Raw genomic sequence first — 16,455 nt, 5'->3', positions numbered from 1 at the left:
CTAGGCCGAACCGGACCCGGGCGGATTGGCCAGCGTCGTCCGGATGACCGCGGTGCCTTCGGCGTCGCCGAGTTCGTAGGCGAGCCGATTGCCGGTGGCCAATGAGCGATGCCGCGTGGCCCGGGTGACCCGCTCGTGGGTGGCGCCGATACGTAGGTGGTCGAGCAGGATGGTGCCGGTGGCGACGCCGAGCACCAAGGCTTCCTCCGCACTGGCGGGCCGTGCGACGAGGGTGTCGCGGTGCGCGGTCTCGGCATGCCCCCGGTCGGCGAGGCGGCGGGTGGTGCCCTCCGGAATGTCGTGCGGGGAGTCGATCCCGGTGGCCTCGGCCAGGTCCCGGGGATAGAAGCTGACCTCCCACGACCACGGTTCGTGGTCGAGGAACTGGACAACGGTCCTGGCCAGCACCCAGGATTCCGGCGGAACACCCAGCCAAGTCGCGACTTCGGGGCTGGCCGGCTCCATCTTCGCGCTGAACTCCTTCGACGGTTCCCGGCCCGCGGCCCGCGCGATCTCCTCGAAGATGTCGTGCGGTGTCTGCGGCCGGTCGGGACGGATAGAGTCGGTGACCACGGATTCCAGAACTTCTTGGTTTCGAACGATCGTCCCGCGGGAAGTAGCTGTATAGACCAGATTCTCGGTCACCAGCACCTGGATCGCGTTGCGGGCGGTGGTTATCGAGACCTGCATTTGATCGGCAAGCTCGGAATGACTGGGCAGCCGGTCGCCCGGTTTCCACTTCGCTGCGCGGATCTCCTCGCGGAGGAGGTCTGCGATCCGGTGATACGTCGGACCGTCCGCCATCATGCTCCTCGGTTGGTCGTGCAGGTAACGAAGTGTACTCTTCGTGACTCCCTACGGCCGGGTAACGCTTGACAGGTGCCTTCAGAGGTTTATTGTAATGAAGTCCTGATCCGGTGTTGTGCGGCGATGACGGCGAGGCAACGTGGCAGGTTCGGATACAACGGTCGTAATGGCCCTCCCCGGCACACCGAGGTGTGTCGATCCTTCGGTGCGCTCTCCGGCACCGGGATTGCTTCCCACGTCCGACCTATTGGTTCGGGCGTGTCGCGGGCACCGAGTAGTCGGTGGCCCGCTCCTGTGGTTCGCTCGTGATCTGGCAGTGCTACATGAGCGCCGCCTGGTCGGTCGCGGTGGATCGGTGGATACCGCCGTGGCGGTCATCCGCGAAATCGAGCGTCGCAGAGTCGAATTGGTGATGGCGATCGACGACTGGGTGATGCGCAGCGTGCCGCAGCATCGGCTCGGCGCCACGCTGCACACCGAAACGGTGGGCGCGGTGATCGATCGCCTCGCCGAGGCGTCGGTGCGCGCGCACCACGCGTTGATGACTCTGAACGCACACGACGAGCTGTTGCATAACGCATGGCACCATCTCGCCGAACTCGCGGACGCCTACGACGATCTGGTGCGCGACGTCATGGCGGGCAGACGGCGTCTGCCCGAGTGGTGAGCGGCTGATCCGTTCGCCCTTCTTGCCCGCCGGGTCACGGCCCGGCGGGTGTCAGGGTTGGTAGCGGCGGTGATCGGTGGCGAAGTCGTCCGCGACGGTCGCGGCCAGCTCGACGTAGGCCCGCTTCGTTTGCTTGTGCAGCCGGTGCAGATCGATCTCCGCGCCCTCGGACATATGCGGGTCGAACGGGATGATGTGCACCGCGCGGCACCGGGAGAGGAAGTACTCCCGTAGCTGCTGGATACCGACATTCGGCGATCCGGCCCGCGGGGAATTGATCACCACCACCGCGTTGCGCACCAAGTGATCGTGGCCGTGCAGCGACAACCAGTCCAATGTCGCCGCGGCGCTGCGCGCTCCGTCGATGGCCGGCGAGGAGATCAGCACCAGCGAGTGCGCCAGGTCCAATACGCCTGCCATGGCCGAGTGCATGAGTCCGGTACCGCAGTCGGTGAGAATGATGTTGTAGAACCGCTGCAGGATCCGGGCGACCGCACGGTACTCGTCCTCGCTGAACGCCTCCGACGCGGCCGGATCGCGTTCGCTGGCCAGCACTTCCAGTCGGCTCGTCGCCTGCGAGGTGTGCCTGCGCACGTCCGAATAGCGCTGGATGGACGAATCGAGGAGCAGGTCGCGCACAGTGGACCTGGTTTGCAGCGGCACCCGTTGCGACAGGGTGCCGAAGTCGGGATTGGCGTCCACCGCGATCACGCGGTCGCCCCGGATGGAGGCGAAGATGGAGCCGATACCCATTGTGGTGGTGGTCTTTCCGACACCGCCTTTGAGCGAGAGCACCGCGATCCGGTAGTCGCCGCGGACGGGCTGCCTGATCCGCGCGACCAGCTCCTGGAGTCTGCGCTCCTCGGCGGACATGCCGGGGTTGATCGAGCCGCCGGACACGTGGTGCACCGCCTTGCGCCACCCCGATCCCGGCGCCTTCTTGGCCCGGCGCAGCGGCACGTTGTCGAGCGAGGGCTGCTGGAACGGCGCACCCGGCGGCTGCGCGTAACCCGGCGGCGTGCCCCACTGCCCGGGCTGCGGTATCGGTTGCCCAGCGGCCTGATGTTCGGGGTGATACTGCGGAGGCGCGGAATGCGGGCCTACCGAACCCGATTCGGGCGCAGGGGCCGGTGCGGCGGCATTGCCCCACTGGGCGGCGGGGGCCTGAGGTGGGAGACCCGGCGCCTGACCACTCGCGAACTGTGTTGGCACACCGGCAGGTACCGCGTGCGGGCCGCCCGCGCCGTGGGCCGTCTCGGGCTGGTGCTGCGGAACCGGCTGCTGGTCGACAATCGGTGCTTGTTCGACCGGTGCGTGCGGAGCCGATGGGTCGTTGGACTCGGCGGACAGCCGGTGCCGCCCGCCACCGGCGACGGGTCGCATCGACGCCGGACCGGTTTCGGTCGCACTGGTCCAGCTCGGCGCGGAGGCGCCCGGATCCCCTTGCACGCGAGTCGTGTTCACCAACCCGGCCGGATCCGGCTGCGCGGCGGTTCCCGGCGCAGGGGCGGAGACAGGCGTGACGCCGATCGCGGAGACGCTTCGGGCTGTGGGCGAAACTGGGACGGCCCCGCCCTGTTCGGCGTGCGGGACGGTCGCGGAAGCAGCGAGGAATGGTTCCGTAGCAGCGTGATCCGCGGGCACTTGGTGCGATGACGGTGGGGAATCGGCAGGCAGATGGGGTTCGCTCGGCGCGCTGCCTGCCTGTGCGGCAGTCTCGTTCGGTGCGGGCGGGAGACCGGGCCGACTCGGACGACCGGTCTGTTCCGATGCGGTGTGACCGAGCCAGGGTGGCGGGCCGTCCGTACCGCGCGTCGGCCGGTGCTCGTCGCGCGCCGGAGCCGTCGCGGGCGTGCCGGACCCGCCGCTGTGCGGCCGCTCGTGCGGCGCGGGCGGATCGGGCAGTGGGGGAAGACGGCGGGGTGTGTCTGTCGCGGATGCCTCGGTCTGCGCGGGCTGCGGCGCGGCGAGCCAGGGCGGCGGACCGTCCGGTGTCACCGCGGTGGGCCCGGCTTGGGCGGCCTGCGGTGCCGGCACCTGACGATCACCTGGGAGTGTCTGGTGAGCCTCGATCGGTGGCGTGGTGTCGCTCGCGCCCGGTGTGGAACCGCCCGACGATGTGGTCGGGTGCTGAGCCGGCGGCGCGCTCGAGCTCGGCACAGCGGCGGTGTGGTCGTGCGCCGGTTCGGCCGGGCTGTCGCCGGTGGGTGGCATCGCCGGGTCGACGGTAGGCGGCGGCGTGGGCTGCGCGCTCGTCGGCATCGGCGAGTGCCCGCGCTGCCATGCGGGGTCCGGGGCGAGCGGCGGCGCGGCGGGGTATCCGCCGTGCGGCGGCGTGGGCTGCGCGCTCGTCGGCGCCGATGAGTATCCGCTCTGCCATGCCGCGGGGTCGGGGGCGGACGGGTATCCGCCCTTGGACGGCGGAGCTGACGGGTCGGCGCTGGTCGGAGCGGTCGGCTGGTTGCCGGTCGGCGCTGCTCGAGTCGGGCTGCCGGCCTGCGGCGTCTTCCTGGGCTCGCCACCCGGCTGCGCGGGCTCGACCGGGGACACCGGTGCGGCGGCGGCCTGGCCGGGCGGCGTCGAGGCGGGCCATTGGCTCGGCCGCACCGCCGACAGCGCGGCGTCGAGCCGAGGGTTGCCGGTGGACGGCCACCCGCCGTTCTGCGGTCCGAGCGGAGGTCGGCCGCCGCTGACCTGGGCGCTCTCGCCGCGCGAGGGCGAAACGGGTTCGTCGTTCGGTGCCCGACCGGGCCGCTCGTCGGCCGATTGCCGCGGCGGCGGTGGCGGGAGATCCGGTCTTTCGGACTGCCGGTGCGTCGGCTGGTCGTTCGATACGGGCGCGTCCGCGGCCCTGCTGCCCAGCGGCTGGAAACCAGGGGAGGGCTGTGCGGGGTTGCGGGTGGGCAGGCTGTGCTGCGGAGTGTTGTCGCGCTGGGGGATGTGGTCGCGCTGGGGCGGCGCCTGCCACGAGTTGTCCTGCGCCGGTGGTGTGCGGTCGTAGCCGGGGTGCTGCCAGGATTCGGGCGGGAGCTGAGCCGGCACGGGCTCGTCCGGGACCGGCGCGGGCGCGTGGCTCGCCTCGCTCTGCCGCTGTTCCTCGTCGGCGGCCCCCTCGTGCTTGTCGCGGCGCCAGCCCTTGCGGCGCTTCTCGGGGCGCGCGGCGTCCGGGCGGTCCGCCTCCGGCGCGCGGTTCTTGAAACGTCCGCGCCTGCGGCCAGGGGTTTCCTCGATGAGTTCTTCGTGCGGAAGGTTCTGTACCGGCGCTTCGTAGCCGCTCTGGCCGACCTCGCTCTCCGACAGCCAGGGCGGCAGCATGGGCAGGCCGTCGTTGCTACGGCTCACGACTGCGCCTCGCTGCCGCTCGGCGTGCCGACGACTCGCTCGCTGCGTTCACTCACGACTTCCCTCGCTGCCGCTCGGCTCGGTCGTGGCCAGGGGCGCTCTGCCGGTGACTCGCTCGCTACGCTTACTCACGGCCTCGCCTCCCTGCCGCTCGCTTCGACCCTGACCGAGGGCGCCTCCGCCGGTGGCTCGCTCGCTGCGCCGGCTCACGCATCCCCCTCGATCTGTTCGACCCAAATACCTGGACAGCGGCCAGTTTACGCGACAACCCGGCCCCGTCGCGGCGCAGCGCCCGAGGCCCGCCATGAGTGGGAAGACGGCTGTGAAACCCCAGGCGACACGGGTATACAGGGAGGCATTTTTGCCCGATCCGGAACGGATCGGTAAGCTGGAGCGGCGGTGCACCTACGCGCCGCCTGTTTGTGTGCGAGCGGTCCGCTCCGGCGGTCGGTCCAGACGAGCAGACTCAGGCAAACAAACCAGGTTGAGCGTAACCGGGATCGCGGAGGACATGGCGAAGAAAGACGGGGCCATCGAGGTCGAGGGTCGAGTTGTCGAACCGCTGCCCAATGCGATGTTCCGGATCGAGCTCGAGAACGGGCACAAGGTTCTCGCGCACATCAGCGGGAAGATGCGGCAGCACTACATTCGCATCCTGCCCGAGGACCGCGTTGTCGTCGAGCTCTCGCCCTACGACCTGTCGCGCGGCCGGATCGTATACCGCTACAAGTGATCGCGCCCGGCGCGATCGGGTCGATACGAACCCGGCAGTCCCGGCGTGAGCCGGGGCCGAGTCGAAAGACTCGCTACAGAACTTCCCCAGTCGCCGACTGGGGAAAAACTGTGTTCACACCCCTGTGAACCACAACAGATTGGACGGACGTGAAGGTTCAGCCGAGCGTCAAGAAGATCTGCGAGAAGTGCAAGGTGATCCGCCGTCACGGCCGGGTCATGGTGATCTGCGACAACCTGCGCCACAAGCAGCGCCAGGGCTGAGCGGAGGCGAGGGAGACCTCGTCCCACCCGCCCGAGGCATGCCGAAGGCGCGCTCGACGCGACACCAGCCAAGCACCGAACCGCAGTTCGGATTGGCAAGAAGAACTCCCAGCACCAGCCGCACGCTGCGGATATCAGGGTTCGCCCTGGGCGTGTGCGCCTACCACCGGTTCGGAGGCCGGTGCCCCACCAAGACGAGGGGACGGACAGGGAGCAGACCTCCGCAACGATTAAGGAAGCTGCCAGATGGCACGTCTCATGGGCGTCGACCTCCCGCGCGAGAAGCGCATGGAGATCGCACTGACCTACATTTTCGGCATTGGCCGTACCCGCTCCAAGGAGATCCTCGACGCCACCGGCGTCAGCCCGGACCTGCGTTCGAAGGATCTCAGCGACGACGATCTGACGAAGCTGCGTGACTACATCGAGGCTTCGGAGTTCAAGGTCGAGGGTGACCTGCGCCGTGAGGTGCAGGCCGATATTCGCCGCAAGATCGAGATCGGCTGCTACCAGGGCCTGCGCCACCGTCGTGGCCTGCCCGTGCGTGGCCAGCGCACCAAGACCAACGCGCGCACCCGCAAGGGCCCGAAGCGCACCGTCGCCGGCAAGAAGAAGTAGGGATAACCGATGCCTCCCAAGTCCAGGGCCTCCGGCCCCAAGAAGACCCAGAAGTCGCGTCGCCGGGAAAAGAAGAACGTCCCGCACGGCCACGCGCACATCAAGAGCACGTTCAACAACACGATCGTGTCGATCACCGACCCGAGTGGCAACGTCATCTCCTGGGCGTCGTCCGGGCACGTCGGCTTCAAGGGTTCGCGCAAGTCGACCCCGTTCGCCGCGCAGCTCGCCGCCGAGAACGCCGCCCGCAAGGCGCAGGAGAACGGCGTCAAGAAGGTCGACGTGTTCGTGAAGGGCCCCGGTTCGGGCCGCGAGACCGCGATCCGCTCGCTGCAGGCCGCAGGCCTCGAGGTGGGCACGATCTCCGATGTCACCCCGCAGCCGCACAACGGCTGCCGTCCGCCCAAGCGGCGTCGCGTCTAGCGGGAAAGGAATAGCGAACAATGGCTCGTTACACAGGCCCTATCACCCGCAAGTCGCGTCGTCTGCGCGTCGACCTCGTCGGAGGCGACCAGGCGTTCGAGCGTCGCCCCTACCCGCCCGGCCAGCACGGCCGCGCGCGGATCAAGGAGAGCGAGTACCTGCTCCAGCTGCAGGAGAAGCAGAAGGCCCGCTTCTCCTACGGCGTCATGGAGAAGCAGTTCCGCCGGTACTACGAAGAGGCCAACCGCCTCAAGGGCAAGACCGGTGACAACCTGCTGCGTCTGCTCGAGACCCGGCTGGACAACGTCGTGTACCGCGCCGGTCTGGCGCGTACCCGCCGCCAGGCTCGCCAGCTGGTCTCGCACGGCCACTTCCTGGTGAACAACAAGAAGGTCGACGTTCCCAGCTTCCAGGTCACCCAGTACGACATCATCGATGTCAAGGAGAAGTCGCTGGGCACCCTGCCGTTCCAGGTGGCGCGCGAGACCGTCGGCGACCGCCCGGTGCCGGGCTGGCTGCAGGTGATCCCGGGCCGGCTGCGGATCCTGGTCCACCAGGTGCCGGAGCGCGCCCAGATCGATGTGCCGCTGCAGGAACAGCTGATCGTCGAGTACTACTCGAAGTAATCGGCACGTGCTGCTGGTGTGTGGTCGCCCGGATACGGGCGGCCACACACAACCCCTGAGACGAGGCGTCAAATAGCGGGCGCCCAAAAAGGAGGATGATCCTAATGCTGATTTCACAGCGTCCGACGCTGACCGAAGAGGTCGTCGCCGAGAACCGCTCGAAGTTCACCATCGAGCCGCTCGAGCCGGGCTTCGGTTACACCCTCGGCAACTCGCTGCGGCGTACTCTGCTGTCCTCGATTCCGGGGGCGGCGGTCACGAGCATCCGCATCGACGGTGTCCTGCACGAGTTCACCACCGTCCCGGGCGTGAAGGAAGATGTCACCGACATCATCCTGAACCTCAAGGGCCTGGTCGTGTCCTCCGAGGAGGACGAGCCGGTCACGATGTACGTGCGCAAGCAGGGTCCGGGCACCGTCACCGCCGGTGACATCGTCCCGCCCAGCGGCGTCGTGGTGCACAACCCGGACATGCACATCGCGACCCTGAACGACAAGGGCAAGCTGGAGATCGAGCTCGTCGTCGAGCGCGGTCGCGGCTACGTCCCCGCCGTGCAGAACAAGGCCTCCGGTGCGGAAATCGGCCGGATCCCGGTGGATTCGATCTACTCGCCGGTGCTGAAGGTGACCTACAAGGTCGAGGCCACCCGCGTCGAGCAGCGCACCGACTTCGACCGGCTCATCCTGGACGTGGAGACCAAGAACTCCATCAGCGCGCGGGACGCGCTCGCCTCGGCGGGCAAGACCCTGGTCGAGCTCTTCGGCCTGGCCCGTGAGCTGAACGTCGAAGCCGAGGGCATCGAGATCGGCCCCTCGCCGGCCGAGGCGGATCACATCGCCTCGTTCGGCCTGCCGATCGAGGACCTGGACCTCACCGTCCGGTCCTACAACTGCCTCAAGCGCGAGGGTGTGCACACCGTGGGCGAGCTGGTCGCCCGCACCGAGTCGGATCTGCTGGACATTCGCAACTTCGGCCAGAAGTCCATCGACGAGGTCAAGGTCAAGCTGCATGCGCTCGGCCTCTCGCTCAAGGACAGCCCGGCGTCGTTCGATCCGTCCAGCGTGGTCGGCTACGACGCGAGCACCGGCACGTGGAGCGACAGCGGCACGTTCAGTGACACCGATGGCGGCGAGCAGGACTACGCCGAGACCGAACAGCTCTAGGCCCCCGGGGTAGGCGCCCCGGCCCGGCCTCGTACCCGTGGCGTGAGCGACGCGCCCGGAAGCGGTAGCAGAGCGTAACCACGCAGGGCGCCGGGAGCGCCGCAAAAGACACACAGGAGAACACCACAATGCCCAAGCCCAAGAAGGGTGCCCGCTTCGGCGGGTCGGCGTCGCACCAGAAGGCGATCTTCGCCAATCTGGCGACGGCGCTCTTCGAGCACGGCCGGATCACCACCACCGAGGCCAAGGCCAAGGCCGTGCGCCCCTACGCGGAGAAGCTGATCACCAAGGCGAAGGGCGGCACTCTGGCCGACCGTCGCGAGGTGCTGAAGGTCATCCGCAACAAGAACGTCGTACACGAACTCTTCGCCGAGATCGGTCCGTCGTTCGAGGGACGCGAGGGTGGTTACACCCGCATCACCAAGACGCTGCCGCGTAAGGGTGACAACGCGCCGATGGCGGTCATCGAGCTGGTCCGGGAGAAGACCGTGACCAACGAGGCCGATCGCGCCCGTCGCGTCGCCGCGTCGAAGAAGGCGGAGGAGGCTCCGGCCGCCGAGGTCGTCGAGGAGGAGGCCGAGGAGGCCACCGCCGAGACCGCCGAGGCTCCGGCTGCCGACGAAACCGCTGAGGACAAGAAGGACGCCTGACGCCGAGCGTTCGGAGTTCGCGCACGAGCCCGCCACCCGCACTGGGTCGGCGGGCTCGTTCGTTTCGACCGGAGGATCATGTGACCGTGGAGGAATCGGTGGGATCGAGTGCGGACCGGCCGCCCGAGGACGTGCGGGGGACCGGCATGTCGCGGGTCCGGCTGAGCATTGCCTATGACGGCACGGATTTCACCGGCTGGGCACGTCAGCCCGGTCTGCGCACCGTGCAGGGCGTGCTGGAGGACGCGCTGAGCAAGGTGTTCCGCGAGCCGATCCAGCTGACCGTGGCGGGGCGAACGGACGCGGGCGTGCACGCCGAGGGGCAGATCGCGCATTTCGACACGTCCGGCGAACTGGACGCGGAGAAGCTGGTGCACCGAATGGCGCGATTCCTGCCGAAGGACGTGCGGATCACGGGGGCGCGCCCGGCCCCGCCCGAGTTCGATGCCCGGTTCTCCGCCATCCGCCGCCACTATGCCTATCGATTGACCACCGCGCCGTACGGAGCGGAGCCGCTGCACGCCCGCAGCGTGGTCGCTTGCCGATCCGGCGTCGATGTCGGGGCCATGCGGGAGGCTTCGCGAACACTGTTGGGGCTGCACGACTTCGCCGCGTTCTGCCGCCGCAGGGAGGGCGCGACGACGGTTCGGGAGTTGCAGCGCTTCGACTGGGTCCGCGACGGCGATCTGCTGATCGCCTACGTCAGCGCCGACGCGTTCTGCTGGTCGATGGTGCGCAGCCTGGTCGGCGCGGTGCTCGCCGTCGGCGAGGGGCGGCGCACCGTGGAATGGGTCGCCGCGCTGCTGCGGGAGACGGAGCGCTCCAGCTCGGTCGCCGTCGCGCCCGCACACGGTTTGAGCCTGATCGCCGTCGACTACCCGGCCGACGGGGAACTCGCCGCCCGCAACGCGCAGACGCGGGAGATGCGGTCGGTCCCAGCCCCGAGGGCGGGTTGCTGCGGCGACTAGGAATGCGGGGCTGCCCGCACCCGTGCTCGGGTGCGGGCAGCGCGGCGCTCACTTCGACGATCGCGGGTACTGCTGCTGGGACTGTCCTTGCTGCTCGGCCTGCGCCGGCTGTCCGGAACGGCCCGTTTGCGCTTCGATCGTCCTCGGTTCCTGGGACGCCCCGGAGATCTGGATACGCCGCGGCTTCGCGCGCTCCGCGATCGGAATCGTCACCGAGAGCACACCGTTGTTGTAGGTCGCGCTGATGTTCTCGACGTCGACGTTCTCACCCAGCGACATCTGGCGCATGAAGGTGCCCGCGAAGCGTTCCGAGGCGATCCACTGGACGCCTTCCTCGCTCGGCACGGTGCGTTGGGCCCGCAGGGTGAGCGTGCCGTTGTCGACACTGACGTCGATCGAGCCGGGATCGACGCCGGGCAGATCCGCGTTCAGGACGTAGTGATCTCCCGCCTTGAACAGATCCATCGGCATGAATCGCGGTGCGCGACCGGTTCCTGCGCTTTCACCGAGCAACTGGCGGGCGACTGTGTCGATGTCATGAAATGGATCGAATCTCAGCACAGCGATCACCTCCATCTCGTTAGTGGTGACGCCTGCCACGGCGGCGGGCGCCATAGCTGTGCAATAGCCACAGTAGCCCTCCTGAAGCGGTAGAGCATCAAGCCCGACGGATGCTCGACCGCGAGATCCACCGGCACGGAATAGCCGCCTCCGGGCACGTGTTGGCTCGGGACATGGCATTCGACAGTCTCGGACGGTTCGGAGTGTGGCGGGCGTTCAACGGGTTCGGCCCGGAGGACGCACGGGAATTGGAGCAGCTGGGCTACGGCGCGCTGTGGTTGGGGGCCTCGCCGCCCGCGGATCTGGCAGCCGTCGAACCGCTGCTCGAGGCGACCGAAACGATCACCGTGGCCACCAGCATCGTGAACATCTGGGCGTCGCCCGCGAAGGAGACGGCCGACTCGTTCCACCGGATCGAGGCGCGCTTCCCCGGCCGGTTCCTGCTCGGCATCGGTGCGGGACACCCGGAGCACACCGGCGAGTACCGCAAGCCGTACGACGCGCTGGTCGAATACCTCGACGACCTCGACGCCGCCGGTGTGCCCGCCGAACGGCGCGCGGTGGCCGCACTCGGCCCGCGGGTGCTGAAGCTGGCCGCCGAGCGGTCCTCGGGGCCGCTGCCGTACTTCGTACCCGCGGCGCACACCGCGAAGGCTCGCGAGATCGCCGGTCCTGATGCGCTGCTGGTCACCGAGCACAAGGTGGTGCTGACCGATGACGCCCGAGCCGCGCACGCCGTCGCCGACGGGACCGTCGAGTTCTACCTGGGCCTCACCAACTACGCGTCGAACCTGCGCCGGTTCGGCTTCACCGACGCCGACCTCGCCGTCCCGCCCGGCGATCGCGTGTTCGACGCCGTCATCGCGTACGGCACGCCGGAGCGGATCGCCGCCCGGCTGTCGGAGCATCTCGATGCCGGTGCCGACCATGTCGCGGTGCAGATCCTCGGCGACAACTACCTCCCCGCGCTGCGCACCCTCGCCCCGCTGCTGACCGCGAAAGCCTGAGCATCGGCTCACCTCCGGCCCCGGCCTCTTGCCGGGGCCGGAGGTGTTTTCCGGCGATCGTCCTAAGGGACTGTTAGGAAGCATCGAGAGCCATTCCGCGAGCTTGTGACTGTCGCCACACTGATCTGCGACGACGTGATGAGGCGTCGGAGGAGGAGATCTTGTGACTACGACACAGCCCGTGAGTGAGCGCCGGGTGGTCGCGAACGTGCTACGCGGATCCATCGGAAACCTGGTCGAGTGGTACGACTGGTACGTCTACGCCGCGTTCAGCGTGTACTTCGCGAAGACGTTCTTCCCCAAGGACGATCCGACGGCGCAGCTGTTGTCCACCGCCGCCGTGTTCGCGGTCGGCTTCCTGATGCGTCCGATCGGCGGTTGGGCACTGGGCCGGTACGCCGACCGGTTCGGCCGTCGTTCGGCGCTGACCCTGTCGGTGACCGTGATGGCGGCGGGTTCTCTGATGATCGCGGTGACACCCGGCTACCAGACCATCGGTGTGGCCGCTCCGGCCCTGCTGCTGGTCGCCCGGCTCCTGCAAGGTCTGTCGGTCGGCGGCGAATACGCCACGAGCGCGACATACCTGTCCGAGGTGGCCTCGGCGGGCAGGCGGGGGTTCTACTCGAGTTTCCAGTACGTGACCCTGGTGGCAGGCCAGCTCGTCGCGCTCGGGGTGCAGATCGTGCTGCAACAATTCCTCGACGCCGACCGGATGAACGCCTGGGGCTGGCGGATTCCGTTCGTGATCGGCGCCGCCGGTGCGCTGATCGTGATGTGGCTGCGGCGCGGCATGGACGAGTCCGAGCAGTTCCGCGCCGAATCCGGGCAGGCGTCGCAGAAGACGGCCGCCGGAGCGGGGCAGTCCCGTGGTTCGCTGCGGATCCTGTTGCAATACCCCCGCGAGTGTCTGCTGGTGGTCGGGTTGACGCTGGGCGGAACGGTCGCGTTCTACACGTATACGACCTATATGCAGAAGTTCATGATCAATACCTCCGGCATCTCCAAATCGACGGTGGCGTGGATCAACTTCATCGCGCTGCTGGTCTTCGTGGTGCTGCAACCGCTGGCGGGCGCGCTGTCGGACCGGGTGGGCAGGCGCAAACTGCTGATCTTCTTCGGCGTGGCGGGCACGCTGCTCACCGTGCCGATCATGACGGTGCTCGCGCACACCACCAATCCGGTCGCCGCGTGGGGCCTGATGATGGTCGCGCTGCTGATCATCACGGGATACACCTCGATCAACGCGATCGTGAAGGCCGAACTCTTCCCGACGAAGATCCGCGCGCTCGGTGTCGGGCTGCCCTACGCCCTCACCGTCGCCATCTTCGGCGGCACCGCGGAGACGATCGCGCTGGCGCTGAAGAAGGGCGGCCACGAGTCGCTGTACTTCTGGTACGTCGCGGGCTGCATCGCCATCTCGCTGATCACCTACTACTTCATGCGGGAGACCTCGGCCTCGTCGCAGATCGACAGCGAGCCCACCGGCGCGGCGGCGGCCGAGCCGGGACGGCGGATGGCCACCGTGCGTGACTGACCGTCCGGCACACGCGCCGGTTCCCCCGCTGTGGGAGGATCGGCGCGTGCGGCTTGCGGTGGTCGAGGACGACGACGGCGTGGGAGACGCGCTGGTCGAGGCCTTGAACGCCCGCGGTTACCGCGCCGAACGCATGCGTCGCGGAGCGGATCTGCTGGTCGCGCACCGCGACTTCGACGCCGTGGTCCTCGACCTCGGACTGCCCGACGGTGACGGCCTGCAGGTGTTGCGCAGACTGCGCGAAGTGAGTTCGGTTCCGGTGCTGATCCTCACCGCGCGCAGCGACGAACGTTCGATCGTGCGCGGCCTGCGCGGCGGCGCGGACGACTATCTGGTCAAGCCGCCGCGGATCGCGGAACTCGTCGCGCGGCTGGAGACGGTCACCAGGCGGGCGGCGGCCGCGGCGCGGCAGGCGCAATCGGTGGTCGTCACCGGTGACGTGCGGGTGGACCTGGGGGCCCGCGTGGTGGAGGTCGCCGGTGCGCCGGTGCCGTTGACCCAGAAGGAGTTCGAGTTGGTCGAGGCGCTGGTGGAACGGCCGGGTGCCGCGGTGAGTCGCCAGCAGTTGATGGATCGCATCTGGGGTGACGCCTTCGTCGCGGTCTCGCGTTCCCTGGATGTGCACATGACCGGTCTGCGGGCGAAGCTCAACCGGCCCGGCCTGATCACCACCATCCGCGGATACGGGTATCGGTGGGGACAGTGAGCGCGGTCCGGCGGGCCGGAGGTATGCCATGCGGCGTCGCCTGCTCGTCGCGCTGACGTTGTTCGCGGCCATCGCGGTGCTGGCGTTCGCGGTGCCGCTGTCGCTGACCGTCGCCACCAGTCGCACCCAGCAGTTGGTGCTGGCCCGGTCCGGGGACGCCGACCGCTTCGCCACCCTGGCCGACGACGCGGTCACCGCGGGAGACAGCCGCGCGCTGGCCGACGAGGTACTGCGCTACCACGAGCTGTACGGCGAGAACGTGCTGGTGGTCGACGCCAGGGGTGCGACGACGGTGAACGCGGGCGCGGACGTGAACGATCGCGACGTCGAAGCGGCGGTGGCGGCCGCCCGCCGCAACCAGCGCCCGCACGCGGCGGACAAGCTGACGCCGTGGGGCGCGCCGACCATGCTCGTCGCACGGCCGGTCGGCACCGGTGTGCAGGTGAACGGCGCCGTGGTGATCGAGGCGTCGACAGCGCGTGCCCGTGGTGACATTGCGCGGGCCTGGGCGGTGATCGCGCTCGGCGGTGTCGTGGCGATGGTGCTGTTCGTGCTGCTGGCGGTGACGATCGGCCGCTGGGTGCTGCGGCCGCTGGCGGCGCTGTCGCAAGGTGTGGCGGAATTGACCGCGACGCTGCCCAAGCCGCGCGCCGGGACAATCGCTCCGGTGTCGATCGCGGGCCGCTACGGCGGGCCGCCCGAGATGCGCGCGCTGGCGGAGTCCTTCGACGCGATGGCTCTCGCGGTCGCCGATTCGGCGGACGCGCAGCGCCAACTGGTCGCCGACACCGCACACGCGATGCGTAACCCGCTGGCAGCCCTGACCATCCGCCTGGATTCCCTGGAGCCCGCGATCCCGGCCGGCGCGGCGAGCACCTTCCGCGGCGCGGGCGCCGAGGTCGACCGGCTCACCGCGCTGCTCGACGGCCTGCTCAGCTTGGCCGTCGCCGAGACACCCGCGGCCTTCGACATGGCGCACACCGCCGAGGGCGACAACCAGTGCGACGCCGTGCAGGTGGCGGCCGACCGATTCGACGCCTGGTGCTCGGCGTTCGAGGCGGCCGGCCAGCGACTGCGGGTGCCGCCCATGACCGAGCGCGCCGACGTCGCGGTCCCCGCCGACGTGCTCGCGCAGATGCTCGACGTACCGCTGAGCAACGCAACGCGCTACGCGGGAGCGGGCGCGCACGTCGATCTCGTCGTCGCGACGGAGCCCGGCTGGGTCACAGTGACCGTCCGCGACGACGGCATCGGTGTTCCCCCCGACGAGATAGACAAGCTGACCACGCGTTTCTTCCGTGGTTCGTCCGCGGGGAGCGGTGGCTCGGGGCTGGGCCTGCCGATCGCCGCGGCGTTGGCACAGGCGCGCGGTGGCGTTCTCACCGTCGTGGCGACGCGTCCGCACGGTCTCGCGGTGACTGTGCGATTGCCCGCGGCGGAGGCCCGGTGACCGGCCGCGAGTCGATCCTCCGGCGCGGCATCGATCGGCGCGGCTTTCTCGCGTTGGCTGTCGCCGCGGGTGTCGCGGGCTGCGCTCCGAGTGGCGGGGAAGCCACGGTGCGGCTGGCGTCGGGCGAGGTCGGCGGCTTCTATCACGCCTTCGCGGGGTTGCTCGGCCTGGCCGCCGAGAACATCGGAGACGTGCGGATCGAGCGGGTCGCCACCTCGGGCTCGCAGGCCAATCTGACTTTGCTGGCGCGCGGCGAGGTCGATGCCGCGCTAGCGCTCGCGGACTCGCTGCGAGACGACGCCGATCGGGTGTGCGCGCTGGGGCGGGTCTACGAGAACTACCTGCAGTTGGTGGTGCGCTCGGACAGCACGATCGGCTCGGTCGCGGATCTGCGCGGAACCCGGGTGAGCCTGGGTGCGGAAGGGTCGGGCGCGGCCCTGACCGGCGAGCGGATCCTGCGCGTCGCGGGGCTGGACCCGCATGCCGACGTGGCGATTTCGCACCGCCCCTTGGCGGAGGCGGTGGCCGCCCTGACCGCAGGCGAGGCCGATGCGCTGTTGTGGGCGGGCGGCGTCCCGACCAGGCTGCTCGCGGTGCCGAGCCGGATGCGGCTGGTGGACATGGGCGAACTGGCCGCTCCGATGCGAGAGCTGTTCGGGCCGGTGTACGACCGGGTCGCGATTCCCGCGGACGCCTATCCGAGTGGTGTCTCGGTGCACACCATCGGGGTGGCGAATCTCTTGCTCGCCGCCCCCGCCATGCCCGAGGAAGTGGCCGCTTCGATCGTCGAACTGCTGGTATGGCACGCCGACGCGCTGGTGCCCACCGAAGCGGCGGGCACCCAGTTCCTCGACGGGCGCTCGCTGATCAGCACCGGCTCGATTCCGCTACATCCCGGCGCGGCCGCGGTCTACCGCCGCTGGCACGGCTAGCGACG

The 16,455-nt window shown here is 69.2% G+C and carries 17 protein-coding genes; 14 read left to right on the top strand and 3 right to left on the bottom strand.

Annotation, left to right across the window (positions count from 1 at the left end; translation table 11 throughout):
* On the bottom strand, positions 1 to 807 hold the full coding sequence (locus ABZ420_RS19540) for a GntR family transcriptional regulator (protein WP_357124417.1): 807 nt from the start codon (positions 805 to 807) through the stop codon (positions 1 to 3).
* A 355-nt stretch (positions 808 to 1,162) separates the two neighbouring features.
* On the opposite strand from ABZ420_RS19540, the gene ABZ420_RS19535 reads away from it, so the two are divergent.
* Positions 1,163 to 1,474: a DUF4254 domain-containing protein gene (locus tag ABZ420_RS19535; RefSeq protein ID WP_357124414.1), complete on the top strand. Its 312-nt coding sequence runs from the start codon at positions 1,163 to 1,165 to the stop codon at positions 1,472 to 1,474.
* A 51-nt stretch (positions 1,475 to 1,525) separates the two neighbouring features.
* Here the strand turns inward: ABZ420_RS19535 and ABZ420_RS19530 are convergent, their stop codons facing one another.
* Entirely contained in the window at positions 1,526 to 4,816 is a 3,291-nt protein-coding gene (locus ABZ420_RS19530; protein WP_357124411.1) for an AAA family ATPase, read from the bottom strand.
* A gap of 511 nt (positions 4,817 to 5,327) precedes the next feature.
* Between ABZ420_RS19530 and infA the strand changes: the two genes are divergently transcribed.
* The 8 genes from infA to truA all read left to right on the top strand — a co-directional run bounded on the left by infA (position 5,328) and on the right by truA (position 10,260).
* On the top strand, positions 5,328 to 5,549 hold the full coding sequence (infA, locus tag ABZ420_RS19525; protein WP_003418601.1) for a translation initiation factor IF-1: 222 nt from the start codon (positions 5,328 to 5,330) through the stop codon (positions 5,547 to 5,549).
* Between the two features lie 149 nt (positions 5,550 to 5,698).
* Positions 5,699 to 5,812, top strand: coding sequence for a 50S ribosomal protein L36 (gene rpmJ, locus ABZ420_RS19520; protein WP_011207363.1), 114 nt, complete (start codon positions 5,699 to 5,701; stop codon positions 5,810 to 5,812).
* Positions 5,813 to 6,058: 246 nt separating this feature from the next.
* Positions 6,059 to 6,430: a 30S ribosomal protein S13 gene (rpsM, locus tag ABZ420_RS19515; protein WP_040864911.1), complete on the top strand. Its 372-nt coding sequence runs from the start codon at positions 6,059 to 6,061 to the stop codon at positions 6,428 to 6,430.
* A gap of 9 nt (positions 6,431 to 6,439) precedes the next feature.
* Positions 6,440 to 6,853 carry a 30S ribosomal protein S11 gene (rpsK, locus tag ABZ420_RS19510; protein WP_014349147.1) on the top strand — a complete coding sequence of 138 codons (414 nt, stop codon included), beginning with the start codon at positions 6,440 to 6,442 and terminating at the stop codon, positions 6,851 to 6,853.
* A 20-nt stretch (positions 6,854 to 6,873) separates the two neighbouring features.
* Positions 6,874 to 7,479: a 30S ribosomal protein S4 gene (gene rpsD, locus ABZ420_RS19505; RefSeq protein WP_040864912.1), complete on the top strand. Its 606-nt coding sequence runs from the start codon at positions 6,874 to 6,876 to the stop codon at positions 7,477 to 7,479.
* Between the two features lie 104 nt (positions 7,480 to 7,583).
* Positions 7,584 to 8,642, top strand: coding sequence for a DNA-directed RNA polymerase subunit alpha (locus ABZ420_RS19500; protein WP_039796155.1), 1,059 nt, complete (start codon positions 7,584 to 7,586; stop codon positions 8,640 to 8,642).
* Between the two features lie 128 nt (positions 8,643 to 8,770).
* A complete protein-coding gene (gene rplQ / locus ABZ420_RS19495) occupies positions 8,771 to 9,292 on the top strand; it encodes a 50S ribosomal protein L17 (protein WP_357124406.1) in 522 nt (173 codons plus the stop codon).
* Positions 9,293 to 9,438: 146 nt separating this feature from the next.
* Positions 9,439 to 10,260: a tRNA pseudouridine(38-40) synthase TruA gene (truA, locus tag ABZ420_RS19490; protein WP_357124638.1), complete on the top strand. Its 822-nt coding sequence runs from the start codon at positions 9,439 to 9,441 to the stop codon at positions 10,258 to 10,260.
* Between the two features lie 48 nt (positions 10,261 to 10,308).
* Here truA and ABZ420_RS19485 read toward each other — a convergent pair whose 3' ends face one another.
* Positions 10,309 to 10,821, bottom strand: a complete 513-nt coding sequence (locus ABZ420_RS19485; protein ID WP_357124635.1) for an Hsp20/alpha crystallin family protein — start codon at positions 10,819 to 10,821, stop codon at positions 10,309 to 10,311.
* A gap of 173 nt (positions 10,822 to 10,994) precedes the next feature.
* On the opposite strand from ABZ420_RS19485, the gene ABZ420_RS19480 reads away from it, so the two are divergent.
* The 5 genes from ABZ420_RS19480 to ABZ420_RS19460 all read left to right on the top strand — a co-directional run bounded on the left by ABZ420_RS19480 (position 10,995) and on the right by ABZ420_RS19460 (position 16,450).
* On the top strand, positions 10,995 to 11,828 hold the full coding sequence (locus ABZ420_RS19480; protein ID WP_357124403.1) for an LLM class F420-dependent oxidoreductase: 834 nt from the start codon (positions 10,995 to 10,997) through the stop codon (positions 11,826 to 11,828).
* A gap of 163 nt (positions 11,829 to 11,991) precedes the next feature.
* A complete protein-coding gene (locus tag ABZ420_RS19475; protein WP_357124400.1) occupies positions 11,992 to 13,362 on the top strand; it encodes an MFS transporter in 1,371 nt (456 codons plus the stop codon).
* Between the two features lie 46 nt (positions 13,363 to 13,408).
* The gene (locus ABZ420_RS19470) at positions 13,409 to 14,068 is read left to right on the top strand and encodes a response regulator transcription factor (protein WP_040864915.1); all 660 of its coding nucleotides are present in this window, start codon (positions 13,409 to 13,411) and stop codon (positions 14,066 to 14,068) included.
* A 28-nt stretch (positions 14,069 to 14,096) separates the two neighbouring features.
* Positions 14,097 to 15,518 (top strand): HAMP domain-containing sensor histidine kinase, encoded by a 1,422-nt coding sequence (locus ABZ420_RS19465; protein ID WP_357124397.1) that lies wholly within the window; start codon positions 14,097 to 14,099, stop codon positions 15,516 to 15,518.
* Positions 15,515 to 16,450: a TAXI family TRAP transporter solute-binding subunit gene (locus tag ABZ420_RS19460; protein WP_357124394.1), complete on the top strand. Its 936-nt coding sequence runs from the start codon at positions 15,515 to 15,517 to the stop codon at positions 16,448 to 16,450. Before ABZ420_RS19465 ends, ABZ420_RS19460 begins: the two co-directional genes overlap by 4 nt.
* Positions 16,451 to 16,455 lie beyond the last annotated feature (5 nt).

Origin of the sequence: Nocardia sp. NPDC005745 (assembly GCF_040630775.1) — a bacterium.
In the GTDB taxonomy this organism is placed as follows: Bacteria; Actinomycetota; Actinomycetes; order Mycobacteriales; family Mycobacteriaceae; genus Nocardia.
Note: the sequence above shows the minus strand (reverse complement) of the source record. Positions and strands in the feature narration are given on the sequence as shown.